This window comes from Pseudomonas sp. PK-RTE-24 (assembly GCF_054052265.1).
Genome location: NZ_CM133224.1, coordinates 4,659,857 through 4,685,957 on the forward strand (window position 1 = coordinate 4,659,857; position 26,101 = coordinate 4,685,957).

A 26,101-nucleotide genomic window follows, 5' to 3' on the forward strand; every position below is an offset into this window, starting at 1 on the left:
CATGGCCAACCGTCGCCTGATGACCCTCGCATGGATTTTCACCGAGAAGTTCGGCCTGATTTTCCTGTCGATGATTACCTTTGTCGTCTACGCGCATTTGCTGACGCCGACGGAGCTGGGCATCGGCACGCTGATCATCGCCGTGGTCGAAGTGGTCGGCATTCTGTTCTCGTCGATGCTAGAAGACCCGCTGGTGCGCCTGCAGCGGATGGAAGACAAACACATCAGCAGCGTGTTCTGGTTTGCGGTGCTGGTCAGCCTGCTATCGATCGCGTTGATTTCGCTGGCGATGGTGCTCTATACGCCGTCCACCGCGCTGCGCTGGATGACCGCTGTGGCCTCGGTGAAAATCCTTTTCACCCTGATGGCGCGGGTGTATGTGGCGCAAATGCGCCGCAGCGGCAACTTCAAGCTGCTGGCCTCGCGTACCTTGCTCGGCAAAGTGGCTGGCGGTGTCGGCGGGGTGGCCGTGGCGCTGTTGGGTTTCGGCCCGTGGGCGGTGGTCGCGCAGGCGCTGATCATGGACGGCATTTCCACGCTGGTGCTGATGCGCAGCGAACGTCGGCGCATTCCCTTGCTGATCGACCGCCAGGTGCTGAGCGAACTGCTGCGCGCCGGTCTGCCGGTCTGCGTCAATGTCATGAGTTCGCAAACCCTGCAACGCGGCGTCAATCTGATTCTCGGCCTGACCGCCGGGGCGCACGCGGTGGGCATGTTCAACCTGGCCATGCGCATCATCGACCTGCCGCGCTCGGCGATCTACAACGGCTTGATGAGTTACGCCCTGCCGGTGTTCGCCCGGCGCAGTGCCGAACCGGCGCGCCTGATCGGGGTTATAGGCGATTCCACGGCGATCAGCGGCTTCGTGCTCACGCCGCTGTTCTTCGGCATCGCCCTGACCGCCGAGGACATCATCCTGCTGATCTTCGGCGCGAAATGGGCCGATGCGATTCCTTTGCTGCAAGTGCTCGCCTGCACGGCGGCGCTGGGCAATCTGGCGCTGTACGCGACCACCGCGCTGGTGGCGGTCAATCGCACGCACTTGACCCTCAAGGCGGAAGTCGCCACCACCCTGCTCGCGCTGGCGCTGGTGTATCTGCTCGGCGCGACCTACGGCGGCATGGCGGCGGCGCTGGCATTGCTGCTGCGCACGCTGCTGATCACGCCGTTGCAGGTACGCGGCCTGCACGCCGCGATCGGTTACGACTGGCGCAGCTTCTTTCAGTCCAGTTACCGCAGCCTGCTTGCCTCTCTCGTGATGGTCGTCGTGGTGATGTGGCTGTCGCGGCAGACCGGCCTGTCCGGTTATGCGCACCTGGCCGGCGACATTGCCATCGGCACGCTGACCTATGCCTTGGCCTACAGCCTGCTGCACCCGCGCTGGCCGCAAGAATTCAAGTTGGTGTTCACCGCCCGCTGAGCCGGATTTCCTCGCAATGGAGTACGTCGTCATGCGCAAAACCACGTTGATCACGGGCGGTGCCGGCTACCTCGGTTCGCACACGGCACTGCAACTGATCGAAGCCGGACACTCGGTGCTGATCCTCGACAATCTGTGCAACAGCAGCCGCGAAGCAGTCGCACGGCTGGAGCTGTTGAGTCATTCGCACGTCGATTTCATCGAGGGCGATATCCGCGACGCCGCGCTGCTGGACGAGATTTTCAGCACCTACGCGATCGACGCCGTGCTGCATTTCGCCGGCCTCAAAGCCGTTGCGCAGAGCGTGCGCCGGCCGATGGATTACTACGCCAACAATGTGTTCGGCACGCTGAACCTGTGTCAGGCGATGGCCCGCGCCCACGTGTTCAATCTGGTGTTCAGTTCCTCGGCGACGGTGTACGGCGAGCCCGCCCGCATGCCCATCATCGAAGACCACGGCACCGGCAAACCGGCCAATCCCTACGGGCGCTCGAAGTTGATGATCGAAGAATTGCTCAGCGACCTTGCCCTCGCCGATTCACGCTGGAACATCGCTGTGCTGCGTTACTTCAACCCGATCGGCGCGCACCAGAGCGGGCTGATCGGCGAAGCACCCAGCGGTCGACCGAACAATCTGCTGCCGTGCCTGACCGAGGTTGCCAGCGGCCAGCGCGCGGCGTTGACCGTTTACGGCAACGACTATCCAACAGTCGACGGCACCTGTATTCGCGATTACATCCATGTGCTGGATCTGGCCGAAGGTCATCTCAAGGCGCTACAGGTTTTGCAGGACGACGAGCATGGCCTGCACGTGTGGAATCTCGGCAGCGGCACCGGCTACAGCGTATTGCAGATCATCAGCGCCTTCGAAGACGTCACCGGCCTGCGCATTCCCTACCGCTTCGCCCCACGCCGCGCCGGAGATATCGCCGAGTGCCGCGCCGACGCGAGCAAGGCCGGGCGCGAGCTGGGCTGGCGGGCGCAACGCGAGCTGACGCAGATGCTCATCGACAGCTGGCGCTGGCAGACCAGCAACCCATGGGGCTACCGCCCGCAACCGGCGCCGCTGCTGGCGGTGGGCAGCTGAACCGGCGCACATCCATGTTAGGGACGACTCATGAAAAGATCACGATGCTTGCTGTTTGTCTTGCTGCTGAGCGCTGGCGCCCGCGCCAATATTCCTCAACCGGTGGCTGACGGACTGGTGCTGTGGCTGGACGGCAATGATCCCGCCTCGATGACTCTGGAGGGGCAAAATCAGGTCGTGCGCTGGCGGGACAAATCCGGCAAGGGCAATGACGTCGTCGTCGACAATCGCGCGGCGACGACATTGCCCATGCGCGTCGACAACGCCCTCAACGGCCACGGCGTGGTGCGTTTCAGCGGCACGGCGGCGTTCATGGGCCAGGCGATCCGCATAAGCAAAGGCCCGGTGACAGTCTTTATCGTCTCGCGGCGTCTGCCCGAGCAGGCCGGCGGCAAGGCCTGGCAGCGACTGTTCAGCTCGCGGCCGCAACTGGCGGACAACGATAACGTCGCACCGAATTTCGGCATCAGTGTGCAGCAGACCACCGCCTACGAGCCAGCCCTGGCCTTGCTGGAAACCAGTGACGTGCCGATCGGCCCGTTCGCGGTGGCGCGCAATGTGGTGGGCACCTCGGAGATTCTGCGAGGCGACATCGCCGAGGTGTTGGTTTATGACCGCCCATTCAACAGCCAGGAAGAACGCCGCAATGTGTTCGAGTATCTGGCGCAGAAATGGGCGGTCGCCATTCCGCAGCAGGCCGATGCCTGGACCCGCGTCGGCCCGTTAGGCGCGACCCCGACGCACGTTACGCCCGATCTGCCGCTGTCGGATCAGGCCAATGCCGGCGGCTGGAAACTCGATACACGGCTGTCCGACGAATTCAACGGCAGCACCCTCGATGTCGAGCGCTGGCACGTCAACAACGCCACCGGTACCGATTCCCTCGGGCGCAAACCGGCGCTGTTTTTGCCGGAGAACGCCAAGGTCGGCAGCGGTAATCTGAACATCACCTTCCGCAAACAGACCCTCCCCGAGAAATACGTCGCCTTGGGCTACAAGGACTACAGCTCGGCGATGGTGCGTACCCATGAACGGGGCATGTACGGCTATTACGAAGCCCGGGCGAAGCCGATGAACTCTGCCGGCTCCAGTGCGTTCTGGCTGGCGTGGACCGGGCTGCCGGACAACGCCACGGAAATCGACATCTTCGAAATCGGCGGCAAAACCCGCAACGAAGCGTTCGACCGCCGGTACAACATGAACGCCCATGTCTGGGCCAGACCGCAGAATGATCAACACCTGAGTTCCGGCAGCACGTGGAATGCCCCTTGGCGGCTGGCCAGTACCTTTCATGTCTACGGTTTCGACTGGCAACCCGAGACCTTGCGCTGGTACGTCGACGGCGTATTGGTCCGGGAGGCGAAGAACAGCTACTGGCATTTCCCGATGCAAATCGTCTTCGACAGTGAAGCGATGTGGGACTGGTTCGGCGTGGTCGACGATGCTGACCTGCCGTCGGTGTTTCGCATCGATTACGTGCGGGTCTGGACGCGCTCAGCGCAGTAGTGCTGTGTTCAACGGTTTTGTACCCTCGCTTGCATCCGCCACCGCGCGCGGAAAACTCCCTGACCCACGCGCAATTCTTTCGGCGTGCCGTTCGGCACGATCTTGCCCCCCTCCAAGCGCCATCCCCCGCCCCTCGATACCCGCAAAAACCCCTCGATTCTGCTCGCAAAGGTTGACGTGCGCCAAGCCAACCGAGAGCTGCCCTCGCCCTTTGCTCTACCATCCATCGGCTGTGTTGGAAAATCATCAAACCCAAGTGCAAGTCCGTTATCAGAATCGGTAACCACTCCAGCAACAGACATCCTCGAGGACACTCATGGCTAATGATCCCTCCAACTCCGATCGCACCAGGTTCAGGCCGGAGCATGCGGTCGAGACAACCTTTCCTGCCAGCAATCCGATTTCACCGTGAGTCTTGACCGGCGCAGCCTCAATCTTGTCGCGGCAGCGTTCGCGCTGACGGCGTTGTCCTATGGCCTCGCGCGCTTCGCTTACGGATTGCTGCTGCCGCAGATTCGTCAGGATCTGACGCTCAGCGTGACCGCTGCGGGATGGATTGGTGGCAGTGCGTTCGCCGCTTACTGTGTGGGCATCGTTGCGACGTTTGTCTGCAATGGCAAAATCAGTCCGCGCGGGTTGACGGTGATGGCCGGCGCCGCCGCGACGCTGGGCATGGGACTGGTGGTTGTGGCCTCGTCGGGGCTGACGTTGGGCTGCGGTGTGGCGCTGGCGGGATTGAGCACGGGTCTGACTTCGCCGCCATTGGCCAGTGCGGTGGCAGCGCGTCTTGATGATGCGGATCGCCCACGGGCCAATGGTTTTATCAATGCAGGGACAGCGGCGGGAATCGTTTTTTCCGGTTTTGCGGCGATATTGGCGGCCGGGCAATGGCGCCAGCTGTATGCCCTGTTTGCCTTGATCGGCATCGGCGTTACGCTCTGGCTCTGGTTTGCGGTGCCGCGACGGGTCGAGCGTGACGTCGCGCAGAACTTCTCGCTGGCAATGCTGCGTCGACCCGGCGTACGGCCTTTGTGCGCCAGTGCTTTCCTGATGGGGTTGGCGAGCACGGCGATCTGGACATTCGGCGCCGATATTTTGCGCAGTGAGGCTGGTTTCTCCGATCAGGCCATTGCGTGGGCGTGGATAGTGTTGGGCGCGGCGGGAATCAGCGGCTGCATGACCGGCGTGCTCACTGGCCGCTTCGGTGTCGCACGCATGCAGCATCTGGCGCTTGCCGGAATCGCCCTCGGGACATTGGGCCTCACTGGCGCATCAGTTTCCGCCGGATCGGGCCTCGTCGCGATGTGCCTGTTTGGCGCGGCCTACATCGTTTCTTCAGGCGTTTATCTGCTGCAAGGCATTCGTTTGTTGCCGGACCGCCCGGACCTGGGACTGGGCATTCCGTTTCTGCTTCTGGCGCTCGGTCAGACCGCTGGCACGCCGGTTTTCGGCGCGGTGCTGGAGGCTGCCGGCGTAATCGTTGCCCTTTGTGTTTTCGCGGCGGCCGCTTGCGCCGCCATGGTGCTGTGCCCAAGAGATGGTGAAAGTCCGCGCAGACAGATGTGCCAATCCACCGAAGGCTTGGGTCGCTAATGATTTTTATCGTCAGGAGTACAAACCATGGCCGTAAACATCAGCAATCTCACCCTCTCCACCCCGGTACCCGTCTCGGCGACCAATCCGGTCGCACTGGAGCTCAACGGCGCCGAAGCCATTGCGCAATTTCCCAGCATCGTCACCGTGCTGCCGGAAGGATCGCTGCAACTGTCCGCGCCGACCAAAGGCGCCTCAAGCAAGAGCACCCACCGCACCCGCTGCGAATGGAAAGAATCCTTCTATTGGTCGCTGGCCAGCGCCGCTGACCACCTCAACTATCAGGAGATGACCGTGACCAAGGTCAACTCTGCGCAGAAAGTCGTTATTTCGCAGATGCATGTGAAAAACGACGACAGCCCCGCCATCAAGGTGTTCTGGCAGAAAGGCAACATCACCATGGGCTTCCGCCAGAGTTTCAACCAGCCCACCCCGGTCAACACCACGGTGCTCAAGGGCGTACCGCTGGGCGCGAAATTCAAGGTGACCATTCGCGCCAACTCTGCCGGCGTGGCCCGCGTCACCGTCGACTACAACGGCGTTGACGGAACATCAGGTGATTTGCAGCTCGACTCAACCTGGAATTCGCAGGTGTTCAATTTCCACGGCGGGGTCTACAACCAGATCGACTACACCGACGCCACGCCGCCAGAGGATGGCTCGATCTGCATCATCAGTGACTTGTTGATTTCGCATACTTAGGCGCTGAAACGAGCAAGGGCCTGCGTCAGCTTCGCTGGCAGGCCCTTGTCAGAGCTGAGCTCGATGGTGGGTTTTCAGCCTCCTCTTCGACTTCGAAATTGCCTGCGTCCTAACGTCGCAGCCTTCAGCTATTGGCAAATCCTGAGCAAGCCGTAGAATCCCGCGCGCTCTTGCAATCGCGCGTCTGGTCACAGACGCGAACTTGCAGGGCTGGCCATGTCGGCCGACGCCACCGCCCTGCCCGATCGGCAGACATTTGCACAACACCTGTTCCAGCCTGGCAACCGCATGCGCAGAGGCGCACGTTGCGCTGTACGATTTCTTGAGGTTTTTATGTCTCCGCGTTTGCTGGCCATGGCGCTGGCGCCCCTGCTCGGGCTGTTCATTATTGCTCTGGGCAACGGTTTTCTGTCTTCCCTGACCACCCTTCGCCTGGACGCCGCCGGCGCCTCGGCGACGATGATCGGAATTGTTTCGTCGGCCTACTTCATCGGCCTGACGCTGGGCGCGGTGTTCAACGACCGGCTGATTCTGCGCATCGGCCACATTCGTGCCTACGGCAGCTTCGCCTCGCTGATTGCCGTGACGATCCTGTTGCAGGGCCTGTTCTACGACACCTGGGGCTGGCTGGTCCTGCGCCTGATCAACGGCTGGGCCACGGTCGGTGTGTTTCTGGTGATCGAAAGCTGGCTGCTACTGGCCGGTGACGAGAAGATTCGCGGGCGCTTGCTCGCGCTGTACATGATCGTCCTTTATGGCGCTGGCGTTTTGGGCCAGGCGACGCTGGGAACCATCACCGGCATGAGCGACAGCGCGCCGTTCATGGTCGCCGGCATGCTCGCTGCGTTGTCGGTGCTGCCGATCGTGATCCTGCCGCGCGTGTCGCCGCTGCTCGATCAGGTCGAGCCGCTCAAGCCCCGGCAACTGCTGGGCGTGACGCCGACCGGGCTGGTCGGCTGTTTCGGCTCGGGGGTGACCATAGCGGCGATCTACACCTTGTTGCCGCTGTATCTGCAACGCAGAGGTCTGGACGTCGGTGAAGTCGGCAGCATGATGGCCTGGACGATTCTCGGCGCGATGTTGCTGCAGTATCCGGTCGGGCGCTGGTCCGACCGCACCGATCGCTTGCAGGTGCTGACCCTGCTGACGGTGGCGTGCACCGCGTTATCACTGGTGATTGTGCTGCTGCCGCTGTCTTCGACAATGCTCGCGGCAATGCTGTTTCTGCTCGGTGGCGGCGTCTTCGCGCTGTACCCGGTGGCCGTCAGCCACGCGGCCGACCGCGCCCCTGCCGAAGCGCTGGTGCCGATGATTCAGGGTTTGCTGCTGATCAACTCGCTGGGCTCGGCCATCAGCCCGATGATGATCTCGCCGGTGATGAATTCGTTCGGCGCCAACGGCCTGTTCTGGGTATTTGCGGTGGTCAACCTGAGCATGGTCAGCTTTTTCTTTTGGCGCCGCGGCAAACGCCCGGTGCCGGCCAACCCCGCACCTTTCACGGCGGCAGCAACCTACTCGCCGACGGGTGCGGAGTTGCGCGTCACCGAGGATTTGCGTGTGGCCGCTGAGGAGCATCCGGCGATGATGGATGCGATCAGCGGAGAATTGGTGACGCAGCCGCGGTAACTGGTGATCAGCAACTGCCCGGCGGAATACCGTCCTTGTTGAAGTCCTTCAAGCGCTCGCGCTCTTCTTCGGTGGAATGCGCCGGGGTGGTTTGATCCGGTACTTCTTGCGGCACTTCGGTTTTTTCTTCAGTCATGGCTTTGCCCTCGTTGTCGATGCTATTTCGGCATCGGCGAGGGCTGGCAGTTCCGGATTTTCAGCTCCACCGCAGCCATGCGCTTGAGTTGCGGCGAACATTACCTTCAGCGAACAGCGCCAGATGCTTGCCTCAAGAGCGGGTACGCTCAATCAGCATCCTCTGCAACGTGTTGTCCTTCACCCAGTAATGATGGAACAGCCCCGCCAGCGCGTGCAGGCCGATCAGCCAGTAGCCGGCACTGCCAATCCATTCGTGCCAGTACTTGAGTTGTTTGGCCAGGTCCGGATCAATAGCCACCGGCGCCGGCACATGGAAACCGAAGTACGGAAACGGTTTATCGCCCGCCGCGAGCATCAGCCAGGCGAGTAGCGGTGTGACAATCATCAATCCATACAGCGCCAGGTGCGTCAGGTGCGCAACTGCGGTCTGCCACGCCGGCGGTTTGGGGGTGATCGGTGGACGCGGGGTCAATCGGCCGATCAGACGAATCCACACCAACGCGAAGATGCTTGCGCCAAACAGCCCATGCATACCCATCAGCAGGCCGCGTGCCTCGCTGCCTTTGGGCATATAGCCTTTGATTTCGACGCACGCATACACACCGACGAACAACGCCAGCATCAGCCAATGCAGGATGATTGAGAGTTTTCCATAACGGGTTACAGCGGTGTCGCGAATCATAGGAAACGCCTCGTGATTGTTGTGGAGCGACGATCATCTCGCTCGAAATTATCGATCCGGTTGCCCTGAATCAAGGCTGACCATGCTTGCCCAGCCTTAAGGGAGTCTGAAGATCGGCGCTGCGGTTAACGGTTTTTCATCTTCAGACTTCGTTAAGAAATGGCTTGGATACTGCGCTCAAACCCATTGAGGGAGGCGTTCTGCCCATGCCCGAATTCGACTGGAACATCCCGCTGCCCCTGCACTTCGGCCAGGCCGAATCGTTGCCGATGACGCTGAGAAACGCGTTGCCGGAGGACGCGCTGCGCGCGCCCTTCGAAGCCTTTATCCAGCAGCGTTTCCGCACGACTCACGGTGCCGAAATCCGCCATTTCATGCCCGAGCTGTTCGGCATGCACAACAGCGATGGCCAGTTGTGCGCAGTGGCCGGGGTCCGTCGAGCGCATCTGCAGGCACTGTTTCTCGAGCGCTATCTGGATGAACCGATCGAGCCGTTGATCAGCGCCGCCGCCGGTCGTGCAGTGGATCGCAAGGTCATTGTCGAAGTCGGCAACCTCGCCGCCAGCGACACCGGCAGTGCGCGCCTGAGCATCATCGCCATCACCTATCTGCTGGCCATGGGTGGCCTGGAATGGGTGACCTTCACCGGCAACATCGGGCTGGTCAACAGCTTCCATCGCCTGGGTCTGAAGCCCGTGACATTGTGCGCCGCTGATCCACAGCGACTGGGTGACGAGCGTCAACACTGGGGCAGTTATTACGAAAGCAAACCCTGGGTGCACGTCGGCAACATTCGCGCGGGATTTGTTCACCTGCGCAATATTGGCCTGTTCACTCGCCTGGGTTTGCCGACTTCTGTTGAAGGAGCCTGCCATGTCGCTTGAATTGCAACGCTTCCAGGAAACCCTGCGCGACCATGCCCGGCGCAATGACAACGCCTCAGCCCTGTGGGGCGACACGCTGAGAATAGATTACGCCACGCTGTATGCCGAGGTGTTGTATCGCCAGGAGCGGCTGCGCGATGAGCAGGTGCAGGTGATCGCGCTGGCGCTGGACAACGGCGTCGACGCGATGCTTTGGGATCTGGCTGTGTTGTTCGAAGGCTTGACCTGCGTAACGCTGCCACCGTTTTTCAGCGCCGCGCAGCGCGCCCATTGTCTGGAGCAGAGCCAGGCCGAACGGGTGATCGCCGAGCCGCAACTGCAAGCCGAGCTGCTGGCGGCGGGCTATGAATTACGAGGTGAATTCTGGTGTCGCTCGTTCAATGGCCCGAGTCGCATGCCGGCGGGCACCGCGAAACTCACGTTTACCTCCGGGACCACCGGCACGCCGAAAGGGGTGTGCCTGAGCGCCGACAGCTTCCTGCGCGTTGCCCGGGAGCTTGATCAGGCAAGCGCAGCCACTGGACCGGAGCACCATCTGGCGCTGTTGCCTTTGGCGATCCTGCTGGAGAACCTGGGCTGTTATGCCGCGCTGTACGCCGGTGCGGTGTTGAGCCTGCCAAGCCAGACAACCCTCGGCATTCAAGGTGCCAGCGGCATCGATGTTGCGCGCCTGCTCGGTTATCTGGGCAAGCGTGCGCCAGAGAGCCTGATACTCGTGCCACAGCTGCTGCAAGTTCTGGTCAGCGCCGCTGAACAGAACGCTTTCGATCCGCAAACCTTGCTCTTCGCCGCGGTCGGTGGCGCGCGGGTGTCAGCGGATCTGCTGCACCGCGCGCAACGGGTCGGGTTAGCGGTTTACGAGGGATACGGCTTGTCCGAGTGCGCCTCGGTCGTATGCCTCAATCGCCCCGGCGCGCGCCGTCCGGGCAGCGTCGGGCGCCCTCTGCCCCACCTCGAGGTGCGGTTGGCCGAGGACGGTGAAGTGCTGATCAAGGGTTCGGTGTTGCTCGGCTATCTGGGGGAGCCAGCGTATACCGATCAATGGTGGCCGAGTGGCGATCTGGGCGAGTTCGATCCGGAAGGTTTTCTCTATCTCAAGGGCCGCAAAAAACACCAATTCGTCACCAGCTACGGGCGAAACGTCAACCCGGAATGGGTCGAGTCGGAACTGACCCAGCGCCGCCACATCGCTCAAGCGTTCGTTTATGGCGAGGCGATGCCGCACAACCACGCCCTGCTCTGGCCGCATCGTCCGGACTGCACCGATGCCGAGCTGGCCGCCGCCGTCGCCGAAGCGAACGCGGCGTTGCCCGATTACGCCCAGGTGCATCAGTGGACGCGCCTGTCGCAGCCCTTCACCGCCGCCAACGGCCTGCTCACCGCCAATGGCCGGCCGCGCCGCGACGCCATCATCGCGCAGTACCGCACGCAATTGACCGAATCCGCCACTTCCGAGGAATCCGCATAATGAGTTTTTTCGACACCCTGCAAGAAGCCACACAACGCGAACGCCACGAGCTGTTCAACCTGCCGATCATCGTCGATGCGTTGCAAGGCAAGGTCAGCCTCGACAGCTATCGGGCCTTTCTTACCCAGGCTTACTACCACGTGCGCCACACCGTGCCGCTGATGATGGCTTGCGGTGCACGCCTGCCGACGCGCCTGGAATGGCTGCGCAAAGCGGTGTGCGAGTACATTGAGGATGAATACGGCCACGAACAATGGGTGCTCAACGACATTGCCGCCTGTGGTGGTGATCGCGACGCCGTGCGCGATGGCCAGCCGTCATTGTCAATCGAGCTGATGGTCAGTTTTCTCTACGACCTGATCGCCCGGGGCAATCCGGTGGGTCTGTTCGGCATGGTGAACGTGCTCGAAGGCACCAGCATTGCCCTGGCGACCCACGCGGCGGGGAGCATTCGCGATCGCCTGGCGCTGCCGGAAACGGCATTCAGCTATCTGAGCTCCCACGGCGCGCTCGACATCGAGCACATGCAGACCTATCGGCGGTTGATGAATCAGCTGGAAGACCCTGACGATCAAGCGGCGGTCATTCATGCTTCGAAAGTCGTCTATCGGCTCTACACCGACATGTTCCGTGATCTGCCCCGCGACGCTGAGGCCCAATATGCAGCTGCATGAAGCCCGCGTGGTGCTGACAGGTGCCAGTGGCGGCATCGGCCTGGCCATCGCCAGTGCCTTGTGCGCCGCCGGTGCCAGGGTATTGGCCGTGGCGCGGCATCAGGAGGCGCTGTTGCCGCTGCTTGAGCGGTATCCGCAGAACCTGTGCTGGGTCGCCGCCGACCTGACCTTCCTCAGCGATCGGCGCAAAGTGTTGGCCGCCGCCGACGCCATCGGCGGCATCAACCTGCTGATCAACGCCGCCGGGGTCAATCACTTCGCCATGCTCGAACAGCTCGATGACAGTGACATCAACGCGATGCTGGCGGTGAACATCAGCGCGCCAATCTGCCTGACCAAAATGCTGTTGCCGCTGCTCAAGCAGGCTGACAGTGCGATGGTGGTCAACGTCGGCTCGACCTATGGCTCGATCGGCTACCCCGGTTACGCCAGCTATTGCGCGAGCAAATTTGCCCTGCGCGGATTCTCCGAGGCGTTGCGCCGCGAGCTGGCCGACACGCGGGTCAGCGTGTTGTATGTCGCGCCCCGGGCCACCCGCACCTCGATGAACAGCGCCGCTGCGCAAGCCTTGAACGATGCCCTCAAGGCCAGCGTTGACGATCCGCAGACCGTGGCGTCGGCAGTGATGCATGCGATTGCCGGCGACCGTCGTGATCTCTACCTAGGCTGGCCGGAGCGATTTTTCGTCCGTTTGAACAGCTTACTTCCGCATCTGGTGGATCGCGGTCTGCGCAAGCAATTGCCACTGATCCGCCGTCTCAGTGAAAAACCTGACAACGAGGCTTCAAAGCCATGAAAAAACTCTCCACATGCCTGCTGTTTGCCGCCCTCAGTCAAAGTGTCTGGGCGCTTGAGCCGGCTGATCAGCAACGTCTCACCGGCATCCAGCAGAACTGGGCGCACATTCAATACGAGGTCGCGGAAAAGCAGCGCGCCGCGGCGTTCGAGCAATTGGCCAGCGAAGCCAACGCGTTCACCACGCAACGTCCGAATGTGGCCGAAGCCTGGATCTGGAAAGGCATCGTCACCAGCAGTTGGGCCGGTGCCGAGGGCGGGCTCGGTGCCCTGGGCAAAGCCAAGGACGCCAAAGCGGACCTGGAAAAATCCCTGACGCTTGACCCTAAAGCCCTGCAAGGCTCGGCATACACCAGCCTCGCTGCATTGTACGATCGGGTACCGGGCTGGCCGATCGGCTTCGGCGACAGCGACAAGGCCGAGCAATTGCTCAAACAAGCCCTGCAGCTCAACCCCGATGGCATCGACAGTCTGTACTTCTGGGGCGACCATCTCTACCGTCAGAAGCGCTACGCTGAAGCCAAGGCAGCGCTGATCAAGGCCAGACAAGCCGCACCCCGTGCGGGCCGCGAAAGTGCCGATGCCGGGCGTCGTAAAGAGATCGACGCCTTGCTGGTGGACGTGAACAAGAAACTCGACTGAAAGGAGTGCGCGTGCGTTTATTACTGATCGAGGATGACGTAGCGCTGGGTGAAGGCATCTATCAGGCGTTGGGTCGCGAGGGATACACCGTCGACTGGCTCAAGGACGGCAGCAGCGCCTTGCATGCACTGCTCAGCGAAACGTTTGATGTCGCCGTGCTGGACCTCGGCCTGCCACGCATGGATGGCCTCGAAGTGTTGCGCCGCCTGCGCGACAGCGGTTCGAACCTGCCGGTGTTGATTCTCACCGCTCGCGATGCCACCGAAGACCGCATTGCCGGACTCGACGCCGGTGCTGACGATTACCTGGTCAAGCCGTTCGACCTCGCCGAACTCAAAGCCCGCCTGCGCGCCTTATTGCGCCGCAGTGCCGGGCGCGCCCAGGCGCTGATCGAACACGCCGGCATCAGCCTCAACCCCGGCACCCAGCAGGTCAGTTATCAAGGCCAGCCGGTCGCGCTCACCCCCAAGGAATATCAGCTGCTGCACGAACTGCTGTCGCCGCCGGGGCGGGTGATGACTCGCGATCAATTGATCCAGTTGCTCTACGGCTGGAACGAAGAAGCGGAAAGCAACACCCTGGAAGTGCACATTCATCACCTGCGCAAGAAGTTCTCCACCGACCTGATCCGCACCATCCGCGGCGTGGGTTATCTGGTGGAGGAGCGTCGATGACCTCGATCCGCCGGCGCACGCTGACCCTGATCATCGGCCTGTTACTGGCCGGCCTGGCGATACTCAGCCTCTTCAACGTGCATGACAGCAACCACGAAATCGCCGAGGTCTACGACGCGCAATTGGCGCAGAACGCACGCCTGCTGCAGGGCGTGATGCGTATGCCGATGGCGAGTACCGAGCACGCGCAGTTGTATCAGGCCTTCAATCAGGCTCTCGGGGAAGCCAAGCCCCGGGTTGACGGACATCCTTACGAAAGCAAAATCGCCTTCCAGGTGTGGAACCCGCAAGGCGAGGTGCTGGTACACACCGCCAGTGCGCCCTCCTTCACTGCGCCGCCGACGAGAACGGGCTTCAGCGACGTCGTCGATCTGAAAGGTCGGCAATGGCGAGCGTTCATGCTGGAAGACAAGCAGAACGGCCTGCGAATCTGGGTCGGCGAGCGCGACGATGTGCGCACCGACCTGGTCGACCGCATCGTACGCCACACGCTGTGGCCGAACATGCTTGGCAGCCTGATCCTCGCCGCGATGATCTGGCTGGCCATAGGCTGGGGACTCAAGCCCCTGGCAGACATGGCGGCGACTCTGCGCGCCCGTCACAGTGGTTCACTTGAGCCGCTGCAACTGACGCCCCTGCCCAGTGAGCTGGAGCCCATGCAGGCAGCGCTCAATCGCATGCTCGCGCAGATTCAGGAAGTGCTCGGCCGGGAGCGTCGCTTTATCGCCGATGCCGCGCACGAAATGCGCACGCCGCTGGCGGTGTTGCGGGTGCATGCGCAAAATCTGCAGGAGGCCGGTACCGAAGACGAGCGTCGTGAGTCACTTGAGTTTCTGATCTCCGGAGTCGACCGCACGAGCCGACTGGTCAACCAGCTGCTGACCATGGCGCGTCTTGAACCCAAACCCAACCCGCCGCCACTGCAACGCATTGATCTCAGCGAAACCGTACGCAACAGCCTGGTGCAATTGACACCATGGTTGCTGAGCAAACACCTTGAATTGATCTTCGAGGTCAGCGACCAACCGTTTCATGTCCTCGCCGACCCCGCCGCCATCGACATCGCGCTGAATAACCTGATCACCAACGCGGCGAATTTCTCCCCCGAACACGGTGCGATCACCGTGCACCTGAGCAAGTCTGATGGCTTCTGTCATTTGACGGTCGACGATCAAGGGCCGGGAATCGATGAATCGGGCAGAGAGCGATTGTTCGAGCGTTTCTACAGCCGTGGCACGGCGCATGGAGCCGGGTTGGGGTTGACCATTGTCAACACCATCGCTATGCGACTGAACGGACGGATTGAACTGACAAACCGCGCAGAGGGAGGTTTGAGGGCGACGTTATCGATTCCGGCAGGGGAATAATCATCCGATTGATTCAGCTGTATGCCGCCGGCCCCAAATACCTGCTGCTCAGCGCTCTGCTCTACGCGCCTGGCTCGTTGATTTACCTGGGCACGCTGAAAACACGTCAGGGTCAGCCGCTCAGCGGTCCGGAAACGGGTGTGTTGATCATCATCTGGGCCGCCGCGATTTACGCTGGCCGGATGTTGTGGGCCGGAACGCTGACTTTGTAAGGTGCACCAGCGTTTGCGCTAGACCGCCAGTACGCTGCAGGGGTCCTGGTACAGTGAAAAACCTGAATATCGAGGCTTGTCCACCACCCTTGCGAAAGCGCCTGGAAAACCGACAAAGCGGCGATGAAACTGGCGAGCGACATTGATCTGGATCAATCGCTGCGACGACAAACTGGATCGAAATAGATTCATGACTCGGCTGCGCCCGCATCTCGGATCAGGGACAGTCACAAGCTGCTCGAACGCGTGAAAGTTACAGATGCGGCCACAGGGTGGCAGGTCCGCAACCCACTCTCATTCTTGCTTTGCGAGGTTCACGATATGGTTATCAATGATTCAGCCATGACAACCGCCAATGTCCCCGACGCGATCGATGACAGTGGCGCACTGTTTCACGAAGCCGATCGGCTCAGCGAACGGGCCTATGCCGTCCTTGAAGAGCCGTTTTCTACAGACACCATGCACAAGTTCACTGAAGCGAGGAAACGCGCCGATGAGAAATATCGGCACGCCTGGCAACAATGGCAATACGCACACGGCGGGCGCAGTCACTGATGGATTATCCCCAACCGATTACCATCAACTGCTGCGATGACCGGGCAGGCTGTGGCAGGCATTGCCTTGACCATCAACAAACTGCAAGAAGCCCGGTTCATCAGGCATTCGGCCGTGCCGCCGATGAAGCCGTCGAGCGCTTGATGGTGACAGATACCGAGCACCAGCAGGTCGAACGCGTGCTGCCGGGCGAAGTCTTCGATCACCCGGTACGGGACACCTGAGAGCAGGTGGCTATGCTCTTCATCGAGACCATAGCGCTCGGCCAGCGTATCGAAGGCTTCCTGCTGAGTGTCGTTGATCGCATCGCGCAAACTGTGATCCAGACTCAAGTTCGGCACACTCATCGCCGCATCACCCACCACTGACCAATTGGCGACGTTCAACAAGTGCAACGATGCATCGCATTTAGCTGCCAATGTCGATGCAACGCCAAGTATCCGGTCATTGAGCCCTTGGGTCAGATCCTCGAGATGCGACAGGTCAATGGCCGCCAGGATCTTCAAGGGTTTCGGATGTGCGGCCTCGGTGACCAGATGCACGCAGGCGGGACAATCTCGTACCAATAGCCAGTCCAATGGCGGATGAAACGTTTGATTGAGCGCTGAAACATGGTGAGCATCCTTGATCACCAGATCGACATGAATGTCATTGATGTACTCAAGCACATGCGCCGGGGTGGCCCTGGCCCAGACCACTTCGGTGCTGACTTGCACGCCGGCGCCACGTTGAAACCGGGCCTGCTGCTCCAGCCACTGGCGATGCATCTGCAAATAGCCTTCACGCGCTTGCGCCATGGCGTCGTGGTCGATCAGGCCGGCCAACGCCAAGGACTGGACATGATCGAACGCTACGATGTGCAGCAACGCGCCACTGGCCCGAGCGAGCGCCCGGGCGCGATCAAACGCCGGGGTGCGGGTCATTTCGGCGGGTGCGATCAACAGAATGCGTTTGAGCCTGAACATCACGTGTATTTCCAGTCAGCGCCATTGGACGATTCTGCAACTCTGCCAACCGCCACGCTTGATATGCATCAAGTCTCCCCATCAAGCCTGCGACACAAGAGCGGCGCAGAGGCCGTTGCCTTTGTGATTCCCGTCCCCGCCGTTCGTCCGTAATCACGCTGGCACGCCAAACGAAAGGCACGTGCGCTGCGAAGACTTCTATGCTTATCACACTCACTGGAGGCTGCTTATCCATGCTTGAAGCCCACTCGCCCCCGCCGATTCTTAAAACTGCCTGTTGCAATTGCAGTGTGGTGGAGTTATGCCTGCCGCTCGGTTTGACGGGCCCGGAGGTCGAGCGGCTCGACACGCTGATCGTGCAGCGATACAAGGTGAAGAAAGGTGCCGCGCTCTACCGGACCGGGGACCCGCTGCGCTCGCTGTACGCTGTGCGAATAGGCTCGTTCAAGACCAGCGTGGTCTCCGTCGATGGCCGCGAGCAAGTGACCGGTTTTCATATTCCCGGCGAAATGCTCGGGCTCGACGCCATCAGTATCGATCAACACGCGTGTACTGCGTATGCGCTGGAGGACAGCGAGGTCTGTCCGATTCACTTCGCACAGCTGGAAAAACTCGCGCAAAGCCTGCCATCCCTGCAGCACAATCTGAATAAACTGCTGAGCCGGGAAATTGTGCGCGATCACAGCATGTTGATGCTCATGGGCAACATGAACTCAGATGAGCGCCTCGCGGCTTTCCTGGTCAACCTTTCACAACGCCTCAGCTCCCGTGGCTATTCCTCGAAAGAGTTCGTGCTGAAAATGCGCCGCGAAGAAATCGGCTCCTACCTTGGGCTGCGTCTGGAAACCATTTGCCGCGGCATTGCCCACTTGCGCGATCAGGGTTTGGTGGAAATCACCGCACGCGACGTAAAAATCCGCAACATGGACGGCCTCAAGCAGATGGTGTCGGGCTGCAACCGCCAGCAGCATTGAGCCCGTCCATGAGTTCCTGCCATGCCTTCGCCATCCCTCGGGCAAGCCATATCGAAGCGATGGGCGCGCTGTTTCGATGCACTTGAAATCACCTGTCTTTCTAACCGTTGAACGTCGCTTGAAAAGCTGCGTACTGCCGATGCCGGCAAAACCTTGTGCGTTGGCTGAGCGGTGACGCGTTGCGCAAATCGAGGGAACTCCGATGGCCGACTCAAGCAAGAAAATGAGCCTCATGGGGCTCACCACACTGGTGACGGTGAACATGATGGGCTCAGGCATCATCATGTTGCCGACGAGCATGGCCCAACTCGGGGCTGTTTCATTGTTGTCATGGATCGTCACCGCTGTCGGCTCCATGGCCATCGCGTATTGTTTTTCCCAGTGCGGCATCTTCTGCCTGCGCTCTGGCGGGTTATCTGCCTACACCGAAGAGGCGCATGCAAAGTCAGGATTTTTTCTGTGCTCTTACCTGTACTTCCTGTCGCTGGCCATCGCCAACGTGGCGGTGGCCATTTCGGCAGTGGGATACATGACATCGTTCATGCCCTGGCTGGGAAGCGGCGCCATTCCCTTATTCGTTGGGACAGTCGGTCTGCTCTGGCTGACCACCGTGGCGAATTTCGGCGGCCCAGGCATCACCGGCAGGATTGGTGCGGTTACGGTGTGGGGGGTGATCATTCCTGTAGCGGGCTTGAGCATCATCGGTTGGTTCTGGTTCAAACCCGATCTGATCATCGCCGCCTGGAACCCGAATCAACTGCCGATATCCGAGGCCATCAGCAAAGCGATTCCCCTCACGCTCTGGGCGTTTCTCGGAATGGAGTCGGCAGCCCAGGCCTCAGATGCGGTGGAAAACCCCAAGCGCACCGTACCGCTGGCCTGTCTGTTCGGGACATTGGGCGCCGCGGTGGTCTATGTGCTCTCGACGACGGTCATTCAGGGCATTATTCCCAACGCCGAACTGGCCAACTCATCTGCTCCTTTCGCGCTCGTTTATGCACACATGTTCAATCCCCTGGTCGGCAACATCACCATGGCGCTCGCGGTAATGGCCTGTGTTGGCTCGCTGCTGGGCTGGCAGTTCACGTTGGCGCAAACGGCCAAGGTGACCGCTGATCAGGGCATGTTTCCAAAACTGTTCTGCAAGGTCAGCGCACGCAACGCCCCCATCGTCGGGATGCTGGTCTGCGGCGTCCTGCAGACCTTGATGGCGCTGTCGACCATTTCGCCGAACGCGAGTGCGCAGTTTGGAAAACTCGTCAGCCTCGCCGCGGTGACCAACCTGATTCCCTACGTGACGGCAGCCACCGGGCTGCTGGTCATGATGTACAAAGCCAGAGTCAGCGCCGCCGTATACACGCGCAATACCCTGCTGTTAGTGGTTGCCGTGGCCTATTCGTTGTATGCGCTGTATGCCTGCGGCAAGGACGCGGTATTCGGCGGCATCCTGGTCCTGGTTTTCGGCTACCTGCTTTACGGTTTCCTTGCCAAACGTTTTGTCGCTGCCCCTGCGCCTGTCGGCCCCCGGCCTGATAACCCTTGATCGAAGTCTTCGGTACAGCACAGAAATCTGAATTCGAGGAACCGCGCGCATGAACGTGAAACTGATCAGAGCCCACCACCTGCTGCTCGTCTGCCTGATTGCGCTGCTACCGGTAATCGCCCATGGCAACACGCTTGAGCGCATCCGTGCCAGTCAAGCGATCACCCTTGGCTACGTGCCTGACTTCATGCCGTTCAGTGATCAGGCCGCCGATAAAGCCAGCGGTTATGCCATCGATCTCTGTCTGAAAATAGCCGAGAAGGTCAGGATCGATCTGAATCTGCCGGCGTTGAAAATCCAGTACCAACCGGTCTCGCTCAACGACGAGATGAGCGCCGTCAGTTCCGGCAGGATCGACATTCTTTGTACGCCGACCCCACCCACGCTGGCGCGGCGCAGGGTCGTCAGCTACTCGGTGCCGATTTACACCGCCGGTCTCTCGGCCGTGGTGCGCCAGGATGCTTCCGAAACCTTGCTCAATGTGCTGAATGGCAAAGTGGCCCATACCGGGCCAACGTGGCGAGCCACGGTGAACCGTGGTCTGGCCAACCAGACGTATGCCGCCATCGCCGGCGGGGTCACCGAAACGTGGATACAACAGCAGATGCGATTGCTGGGTGTGGTAGCCACGCTGGTCACCGTAGAGAACGCAGAAGCCGGTCTGAATCTGGTTGCCAATGGCAAAGCCGATGCGTTTTTCGCTGAACGCATGCTGCTCAAGCATCTGCTGACCAGAAATTATCCATCGGGCAACCTGGTGCTGCTGGAGCGGATTTTCGAGTACGCACCGACGGCGATGGCAGTGGATCGAGAGGATGAGGATTTCCGTCTGCTGGTCGACACGGCGCTGAGTGAAATGTACCGATCCGGCGAAATTGAACAGGCATTCGACAAACATTTGGGCGGCGCCGGCGATGCGGCCAGGAAGCTGTTCAAGATCTATGCAATACCGTAGCGGGCCAGCGAACAGGCTGGCTCGCTACGCTGCGATCATGCTCACCGCACAGGCTCTTTCCTCACCGCCAGAATGCTCCCCGGCACCGAATACAAGGCGCGCTCGGTGGTGCTGCCGATCACGCGTTCGATGCCCACGCGATGAACCGTGCCCATCACCACCACGTCGGCCAGGTACTGCTCGACAAACTCATTGATGACCTGCACTGGATGGCCCATGACGAAGTGTCGACGCTCAGGTGGCACACCGTGACGATCGGCAAGGGCGACAAAAGCCTGATGCAGTGTCTGACGCAGCTCGTTCGCCAGATCTTCGTTCCAGCCACCGTTGATCATTGGTGCATCGCCGTTGAAAGCGGCGGACAAATCGTAGGCGCAGAGCAGGTGCAACGGCACGTCGCATTGCAACGCCAAAGCGTTCGCCGATCGTATGATGACGTCGTTCAAGCCATTGATTTGGGTATCTGGATCAAACGGATCAACGGCCGCGACGACACGATGCGGCAACGCATAGCGAATCTGATTGACCAGATGCACGGGGATCGGACACTCACGCAGCAGGTGACAATCGAGCGGCGTGATGAACACGCGCTTGAGCGCCGGTTCCAGTCGCACATCCTTGATTAACAGGTCGGGCTTGAGCACATGGACGGTCTTGAGGATGTCCAGCAGCGGATGGCTGGAGAAGACCACATCAACGGTGCCGTCCAGCCCCTGGTTGCTGAGCTGCTCGAGCTCATCGGCCACCCAGCGACGGTAGCGCCGCTGATAGCGCTGAGCATCCACGTCATCGATTTTTTCCTCCCACAGATGGGTGATCGGCACCGGCTCGACGAAGGCCCGCACATCCAGCGCCGCCCCGCTCGCCTTGGCCAGCGCGATGGCACGCAGCATCGCCGCCGATTGATGCAGCGTCTGGTCAGCGACCAGCAACAGACGTTCATATTGGCCCATCACACACCTCCGCTCGGCACCGGCGCGGTGGGCCGGCAGGCTTCAAGACTGCGCCCGCTCGCCCTGGCCGGGCGTTGATCTACATCAAGCCCGGGTCAATGAGCGAGGCGCATGGCAGCTGTCTGATGTAGATCAGATGTCGCCGTGGGCAACCGCGTAGAAGGGAGGCAAGCGGACGGTTTTTCAACGCCCGCCAGCCTTTCGAACCGGATGGAGAATGATCATGCTCACCGTCAAAGACCACAACGATCAGGCCGTGGCCGCTTATGCGGCGGTTTCCGGTCAATACTGGATTGAGGCGCTCAAGGACGGTCGCCATGTATTGATCCGGCCCCTCACGGAAAAGGATCGTCTGCGCGAATACGACTTCATCAAGCGCCTGTCCCCCGAATCCAGGCACATGCGTTTTCTCGCCCAGATCGGCGAACCCGGCACGGCTCTGCTCGACCAGTTGATGGACACCGATAACAAACAGCGCACCGCCTTCATTGCACTGGTTCACGAAAACGGCAAGTTGATCGAAATCGGCATCAGCCGCTATGCCGGCACAGGCGGACATCAATGCGAGTGCGCGGTGACGGTCGCCGATGAATGGCAGCACTTGGGCTTGGGCACGTTGCTGATGGAACACTTGATCAAGGCAGCCCGCCACAACGGATTCCGCCAGATGTACTCGGTCGATGCCGCCAGTAACTCGGCGATGCGCGATCTGGCCAAAAGCCTGGGCTTCGAGACCCACAATGATCCTGACGACGCACGCCAGGTCATTCATCGTCTTGACCTGTAAATGAATCGCCCCGAGGTGAGTCGGCCAACGATTCACCTCGGGGCGTTCGTGTTTCAGGATTGCAGTGTGGGTTGCGGCTTGATCGCCAGCACACTGCAAGGTGCCCGATGCAGCAGCTGTTCGGCGGTGCTGCCTAACAACTTGCTCAAGCCGTGGTGCTGCACTGTGCCCATGACAATGACGTCGATCTGCTTGTTGATGGCGAACTCGCAGATACTGCGCACCGGTGCGCCCTCGATGAAGTGCCGGCATGAGGCCGGTACGCCGTGACGCTCGGCCAGGGCCGTAAATGCCTCATGCTGCGCAGTGCCCAGCGTTTCATGGATCCCGGTGGCCAATGGCAGTGCGCCGAACCCCATGTCCGTGGCGTAAACCGCCGTCCAGTCGTAAACATGCACCACATCAAGACGGGCATCGCACTGCGCGGCCAGTTGGGTGGAGGCATCGATGATTTGATCGTTGAACAGGCAGTCCTGCTCTTCGCTGCGCAAGACATCGACGATGGCCAGCACACGGCGTGGGCGCGGATGAGTGTCGTCGCTCACCAAATGCACCGGCACCGGGCAATCGCGTAACAGTTGCCAGTCCAGCGGGGTGTAGAAAATACGCTCCAGCACGGATTCGTGCTGCACATCCTTGATGATCAATAGCAACGGCATCTCGTTGATGAACTGCAGGATCTCGGCGAAGGGATCCTGAACCCACACCACCTCGCTGGTGACCATGATCTGATGCCTTGCCAGCAATGAAGCCTGCTCTGCGAGCCACTGCCGGTGAGTGCGCAGATAACCATCGCGGGCGAGGCGAATCTGCTCGGGGGCAAACAGCCCTGCCACGGCCAGCGCCTGCAAGTAATCGAAGGCCACGATGTGCAACGGCAACTGCATGGCCTGGGCCAGTGCAGCCGCGCGCTCGAACGCCGGCGTGCGCTCCATGGCTGAAGGAGCGATCAACAGTAAACGCGGAATCTGTGACATGGGATACCTCGGCATGCGGCCAGCCAGGAGAAACAGTCTTCAGGGTGAATGCTGTGGCCACTGGCAGCTTGATCTTTGTCAGCAAGAGCACCGATTGCGCTCAAAACAGCACAGTGCCCGCCCACATGGCCAAGGTCAGCAACAACTGCCCCGGGATCACGCAGGCAGCGAAACGCCTGCCGCCGCTGACCCACGCCACCACGCATTTGCTCAACGAGTTACTGCTGACGGCAATCAGCGCTGGCACGACTATCGAGTCATAAGGCACCTGGCCCGCCTTGGCCAGGCTTGCGATGGACGCTGTGGCAGAGTGCGCATCGGCAAAGCCCGAAAGCATTGCGGTCAGCCACAAGCCTGCCTGACCAAAGTGGCTGAGCATGGCCGAGGAGACGAATGTGATGCCGGTAAGGGTCAGTGTCACGATGACCGCGAGTTTCAGATTGAACGCCCCTGCCGTGTCGACCGGTTTGCTGCGGCTCCCTCGCGTGGGGTCGGGAAACATCAGGCAGGCGCCGTACAACAACGTAGCGATCAGGCCGAAAAGCAGAGGCGTCCATATACTGTTCAGCAGATTCGGATCAACCATCATGAGGATCAGTCCGACCTGTATCACCGTTGCCAGATTGGAGAAAATCGCGGCCGCGCTGAGGATGCGGATATTGCCCGGCTCATGGGCAAGGCGTTGGCCCATGGTCGCGATCGTCACGGTACTGGAGGCGAAGCCGGATGCAATCGCGCTGATGACGTAGCCATAGCGCGAGCCCAAAGCGCGCACGGCAACGTGGCCGAACGCGCCGACCAGCATCAGCAACACCGTCACGGTACAAATGGTGCGCAGATTGATCGCGGCGTACGGGCCGATATAGCGGTCCGGTGCCAATGGCAGTATTACCAGCGCTGCGATCAGCAAGATCAGGCCATCGCGCATTTCAGTTTCGGACAACTGGCTGTTGGCAAAGTGATGCAGCGTCTGGCGATAAGTCAACAAACCCGCGATCACCACGCCAAGGGCAATGGCCAGCGCCGGCGCGGTTGCGCACAACGCGCCCAGGATCAGCACCGCGATCAACGCCACCTCGCTGGTCAGCCCAGGGTCGTCGCTTTGACTACGCCAGTACGCAACGCTGGTCAGCAACGTGACACAGCCGGCGACAATCCCCAGCAGCAGGCCACCGCCGACCTGTAGCGCGACATACCCCAACAGCGCGGTAATGGCGAACGTGCGCAAACCGGCGCAGTGTCGCGCATCGCCGGTGCCCTTGTGCCGTTCACGCTCAAGACCGATGAGCATGCCGATCCCCAACGCCGCAGCGGCGCCGGACAGATCAAAAACCTCATTCATGATGGGTAGCGTCCCACAGGGTCTGCGACCCTGCTCTGCATTCGGCTTACGGCGAGCATTCAACGCTCACGGCCATTCGGCGCGCCGTTGCCGGCCGCGCTGGCAACGGCTGGGCAAACGCATTCGGCCACTCGTGAGGGGCGTTGATACGGGCCTCAAGCACCTCGACAAATTCCTGCGCAGCCTTAAGGCTCCTGAAGCCCACATCCCAGTCATCCATGTGCACGACCCAGCCATGGGGAGCGTGTTTTTCAGCGATCTTGATGTTCATGGAAACCCCGGTTTCAGCGGCACGCCAAGGTGCTTTCAAGGAGTGATTGCGACTTTCATGACCCCGTCGCGTTGATGAGCGAACAACTCATACGCCTGCTCGATGTCGTCCAGTTTGAAACGGTGAGTCACCAGCGGTGACAGATCGACGGCGCCGCTCTGCACCACCGCCATCAGGCGCCGCATGCGCTCCTTGCCGCCGGGGCACAGGGTGGAAACGATGCTGTAATCGCCCAGTCCGGCGGCAAACGCGCCGAGCGGGATGTGCAGATCGCTGGAATACACCCCGAGGCTGGACAAGCGCCCACCCGGGCGCAGCACCCGCAATGCCGACTCGAACGTGCCTTGGGTGCCCAGCGCTTCGATGGACACATCCACGCCACGGCCATCGGTCAACGCCATGATCTGCTCCACCACATTGCCGTCCTTGAAATTGACGGTATGGGTCGCGCCCAGTTGGCGCGCCATGGCCATGCGTTCGGGCACCGCGTCGACACCTATAATCGTGGTGGCGCCCTTCAGGCGCGCTCCGGCCACGGCGCAGAGGCCGATGGGACCCAATGCAAATACTGCGACAGCGTCGCCGATGGCGATCTCGCCCCGCTCCGCCCCCGAGAACCCGGTGGACATGATGTCCGGGCACATCAGGACCTGTTCATCGCTCAACTCATCGGGGATCGGGCACAGGTTGGCCTGTGCATCCGGCACCAATACGTACTCGGCCTGGCAACCGTCGATCGTGTTGCCAAACTTCCAGCCGCCAATGGCCTTGAAGCCGTGCCGGGTGTCGGGGCCGTCCTGCGAGCCGCAGCCACACAGGCACGCGTAACTGTGCCCGCTTGGGGTGATGGCACCGGCGATCACTCGCTGCCCTTCGATAAAACCGCGTACTTGCGAGCCCAATCGCTCAATGATGCCGACCGGTTCGTGCCCGATGGTCAGCCCTTTGGCCACTGGATATTCGCCGCGCAGGATATGTACGTCGGTGCCGCAAATGGTGGTGGTGGTCACGCGGATCAACGCATCCAGCGGCCCGACCTCGGGAATCGGCTTGTCATCGAGCACGATGCGGTTTTTTTCAACGAATATTGCGGCTTTCATGGTGGCCATGATGACTTTCCCTCCGCCGACAGGTGAGCGCAGAGCAGAGCTTGAGCCGCGGCGACAGGGTCGTAGTTGATAATGGTCAACTATCCGAGGATCAGTGGTCTTGCTCGACCGTACATCCGCTCACGACCACGCGCTGATGTCTGGTTGATAAATATCAACCCCGCCCTGCTGGCTCGCTCCAGGATAAGCGCATGCGCCAC

Annotated in this window: 27 protein-coding genes; 19 read left to right on the top strand and 8 right to left on the bottom strand. The window is 60.9% G+C overall.

From position 1 onward, the window contains the following. Position 1 precedes the first annotated feature (1 nt). The 6 genes from ACV8MC_RS20845 (at position 2) to ACV8MC_RS20870 (ending at position 7,934) form a co-directional block, all read left to right on the top strand. Positions 2-1,420, top strand: coding sequence for an oligosaccharide flippase family protein (locus tag ACV8MC_RS20845; protein ID WP_457263303.1), 1,419 nt, complete (start codon positions 2-4; stop codon positions 1,418-1,420). 31 nt (positions 1,421-1,451) lie between these two features. Continuing rightward, positions 1,452-2,507, top strand: coding sequence for a UDP-glucose 4-epimerase GalE (gene galE / locus ACV8MC_RS20850; protein ID WP_457263305.1), 1,056 nt, complete (start codon positions 1,452-1,454; stop codon positions 2,505-2,507). Between the two features lie 30 nt (positions 2,508-2,537). Further along, on the top strand, positions 2,538-4,013 hold the full coding sequence (locus ACV8MC_RS20855; protein WP_457263307.1) for a LamG domain-containing protein; glycoside hydrolase family 16 protein: 1,476 nt from the start codon (positions 2,538-2,540) through the stop codon (positions 4,011-4,013). 408 nt (positions 4,014-4,421) lie between these two features. Continuing rightward, positions 4,422-5,606 (top strand): MFS transporter, encoded by a 1,185-nt coding sequence (locus ACV8MC_RS20860; RefSeq protein ID WP_236168969.1) that lies wholly within the window; start codon positions 4,422-4,424, stop codon positions 5,604-5,606. Between the two features lie 27 nt (positions 5,607-5,633). Beyond that, entirely contained in the window at positions 5,634-6,308 is a 675-nt protein-coding gene (locus tag ACV8MC_RS20865) for a polysaccharide lyase family 7 protein (protein WP_457263309.1), read from the top strand. A 333-nt stretch (positions 6,309-6,641) separates the two neighbouring features. Continuing rightward, positions 6,642-7,934 (top strand): MFS transporter, encoded by a 1,293-nt coding sequence (locus tag ACV8MC_RS20870; RefSeq protein ID WP_024012798.1) that lies wholly within the window; start codon positions 6,642-6,644, stop codon positions 7,932-7,934. 7 nt (positions 7,935-7,941) lie between these two features. Here the strand turns inward: ACV8MC_RS20870 and ACV8MC_RS20875 are convergent, their stop codons facing one another. Together ACV8MC_RS20875 and ACV8MC_RS20880 are read right to left on the bottom strand one after the other, a co-directional pair. Further along, the gene (locus ACV8MC_RS20875; protein ID WP_024012797.1) at positions 7,942-8,070 is read right to left on the bottom strand and encodes a hypothetical protein; all 129 of its coding nucleotides are present in this window, start codon (positions 8,068-8,070) and stop codon (positions 7,942-7,944) included. A gap of 132 nt (positions 8,071-8,202) precedes the next feature. Further along, positions 8,203-8,754, bottom strand: a complete 552-nt coding sequence (locus ACV8MC_RS20880; RefSeq protein ID WP_095179831.1) for a cytochrome b — start codon at positions 8,752-8,754, stop codon at positions 8,203-8,205. A 206-nt stretch (positions 8,755-8,960) separates the two neighbouring features. Between ACV8MC_RS20880 and ACV8MC_RS20885 the strand changes: the two genes are divergently transcribed. The 9 genes from ACV8MC_RS20885 to ACV8MC_RS20925 all read left to right on the top strand — a co-directional run bounded on the left by ACV8MC_RS20885 (position 8,961) and on the right by ACV8MC_RS20925 (position 16,025). After that, positions 8,961-9,638: a thermostable hemolysin gene (locus ACV8MC_RS20885; RefSeq protein WP_457263312.1), complete on the top strand. Its 678-nt coding sequence runs from the start codon at positions 8,961-8,963 to the stop codon at positions 9,636-9,638. Then, the gene (locus ACV8MC_RS20890; protein ID WP_457263314.1) at positions 9,628-11,106 is read left to right on the top strand and encodes an AMP-binding protein; all 1,479 of its coding nucleotides are present in this window, start codon (positions 9,628-9,630) and stop codon (positions 11,104-11,106) included. The genes ACV8MC_RS20885 and ACV8MC_RS20890 overlap by 11 nt, the downstream gene beginning before the upstream one ends. Next, positions 11,106-11,780, top strand: coding sequence for a TenA family transcriptional regulator (locus tag ACV8MC_RS20895; protein WP_457263316.1), 675 nt, complete (start codon positions 11,106-11,108; stop codon positions 11,778-11,780). The genes ACV8MC_RS20890 and ACV8MC_RS20895 overlap by 1 nt, the downstream gene beginning before the upstream one ends. Beyond that, complete coding sequence (locus ACV8MC_RS20900) at positions 11,767-12,576, top strand: SDR family oxidoreductase (RefSeq protein ID WP_095179828.1); 810 nt, start codon at positions 11,767-11,769, stop codon at positions 12,574-12,576. The genes ACV8MC_RS20895 and ACV8MC_RS20900 overlap by 14 nt, the downstream gene beginning before the upstream one ends. Then, on the top strand, positions 12,573-13,217 hold the full coding sequence (locus tag ACV8MC_RS20905; protein ID WP_041478760.1) for a tetratricopeptide repeat protein: 645 nt from the start codon (positions 12,573-12,575) through the stop codon (positions 13,215-13,217). The genes ACV8MC_RS20900 and ACV8MC_RS20905 overlap by 4 nt, the downstream gene beginning before the upstream one ends. Positions 13,218-13,228: 11 nt before the next feature. After that, on the top strand, positions 13,229-13,891 hold the full coding sequence (locus ACV8MC_RS20910; RefSeq protein ID WP_016774538.1) for a response regulator: 663 nt from the start codon (positions 13,229-13,231) through the stop codon (positions 13,889-13,891). Further along, positions 13,888-15,258, top strand: coding sequence for an ATP-binding protein (locus ACV8MC_RS20915; RefSeq protein ID WP_457263319.1), 1,371 nt, complete (start codon positions 13,888-13,890; stop codon positions 15,256-15,258). The genes ACV8MC_RS20910 and ACV8MC_RS20915 overlap by 4 nt, the downstream gene beginning before the upstream one ends. A gap of 8 nt (positions 15,259-15,266) precedes the next feature. Further along, entirely contained in the window at positions 15,267-15,470 is a 204-nt protein-coding gene (locus ACV8MC_RS20920) for a hypothetical protein (RefSeq protein ID WP_224787232.1), read from the top strand. A gap of 342 nt (positions 15,471-15,812) precedes the next feature. Then, entirely contained in the window at positions 15,813-16,025 is a 213-nt protein-coding gene (locus ACV8MC_RS20925; RefSeq protein ID WP_224787233.1) for a hypothetical protein, read from the top strand. Here the strand turns inward: ACV8MC_RS20925 and ACV8MC_RS20930 are convergent. Next, entirely contained in the window at positions 16,019-16,990 is a 972-nt protein-coding gene (locus ACV8MC_RS20930; protein ID WP_095179823.1) for a universal stress protein, read from the bottom strand. The two genes, ACV8MC_RS20925 and ACV8MC_RS20930, sit on opposite strands and share 7 nt — an antisense overlap. A 233-nt stretch (positions 16,991-17,223) precedes the next feature. On the opposite strand from ACV8MC_RS20930, the gene fnr reads away from it, so the two are divergent. The 3 genes from fnr to ACV8MC_RS20945 all read left to right on the top strand — a co-directional run bounded on the left by fnr (position 17,224) and on the right by ACV8MC_RS20945 (position 20,462). Further along, complete coding sequence (gene fnr, locus ACV8MC_RS20935; RefSeq protein WP_457265580.1) at positions 17,224-17,964, top strand: fumarate/nitrate reduction transcriptional regulator Fnr; 741 nt, start codon at positions 17,224-17,226, stop codon at positions 17,962-17,964. A gap of 202 nt (positions 17,965-18,166) precedes the next feature. After that, a complete protein-coding gene (potE, locus tag ACV8MC_RS20940) occupies positions 18,167-19,507 on the top strand; it encodes a putrescine-ornithine antiporter (RefSeq protein WP_457263322.1) in 1,341 nt (446 codons plus the stop codon). A 49-nt stretch (positions 19,508-19,556) separates the two neighbouring features. Continuing rightward, a complete protein-coding gene (locus tag ACV8MC_RS20945) occupies positions 19,557-20,462 on the top strand; it encodes an amino acid ABC transporter substrate-binding protein (RefSeq protein ID WP_457263324.1) in 906 nt (301 codons plus the stop codon). Positions 20,463-20,503: 41 nt separating this feature from the next. Here the strand turns inward: ACV8MC_RS20945 and ACV8MC_RS20950 are convergent, their stop codons facing one another. After that, positions 20,504-21,415, bottom strand: a complete 912-nt coding sequence (locus ACV8MC_RS20950) for a universal stress protein (protein WP_150635443.1) — start codon at positions 21,413-21,415, stop codon at positions 20,504-20,506. A 223-nt stretch (positions 21,416-21,638) separates the two neighbouring features. On the opposite strand from ACV8MC_RS20950, the gene ACV8MC_RS20955 reads away from it, so the two are divergent. After that, positions 21,639-22,202: a GNAT family N-acetyltransferase gene (locus ACV8MC_RS20955; RefSeq protein WP_315434987.1), complete on the top strand. Its 564-nt coding sequence runs from the start codon at positions 21,639-21,641 to the stop codon at positions 22,200-22,202. 53 nt (positions 22,203-22,255) lie between these two features. On the opposite strand, the gene ACV8MC_RS20960 is transcribed toward ACV8MC_RS20955, so the two are convergent. The 4 genes from ACV8MC_RS20960 to ACV8MC_RS20975 all read right to left on the bottom strand — a co-directional run bounded on the left by ACV8MC_RS20960 (position 22,256) and on the right by ACV8MC_RS20975 (position 25,901). Next, complete coding sequence (locus tag ACV8MC_RS20960; protein WP_457263326.1) at positions 22,256-23,179, bottom strand: universal stress protein; 924 nt, start codon at positions 23,177-23,179, stop codon at positions 22,256-22,258. Positions 23,180-23,279: 100 nt separating this feature from the next. Beyond that, positions 23,280-24,521 carry an MgtC/SapB family protein gene (locus ACV8MC_RS20965; protein ID WP_457263328.1) on the bottom strand — a complete coding sequence of 414 codons (1,242 nt, stop codon included), beginning with the start codon at positions 24,519-24,521 and terminating at the stop codon, positions 23,280-23,282. Between the two features lie 46 nt (positions 24,522-24,567). Then, the gene (locus tag ACV8MC_RS20970) at positions 24,568-24,792 is read right to left on the bottom strand and encodes a hypothetical protein (protein ID WP_150742046.1); all 225 of its coding nucleotides are present in this window, start codon (positions 24,790-24,792) and stop codon (positions 24,568-24,570) included. Positions 24,793-24,827: 35 nt separating this feature from the next. Beyond that, the gene (locus ACV8MC_RS20975; RefSeq protein WP_252869420.1) at positions 24,828-25,901 is read right to left on the bottom strand and encodes an NAD(P)-dependent alcohol dehydrogenase; all 1,074 of its coding nucleotides are present in this window, start codon (positions 25,899-25,901) and stop codon (positions 24,828-24,830) included. Positions 25,902-26,101: the final 200 nt, after the last annotated feature.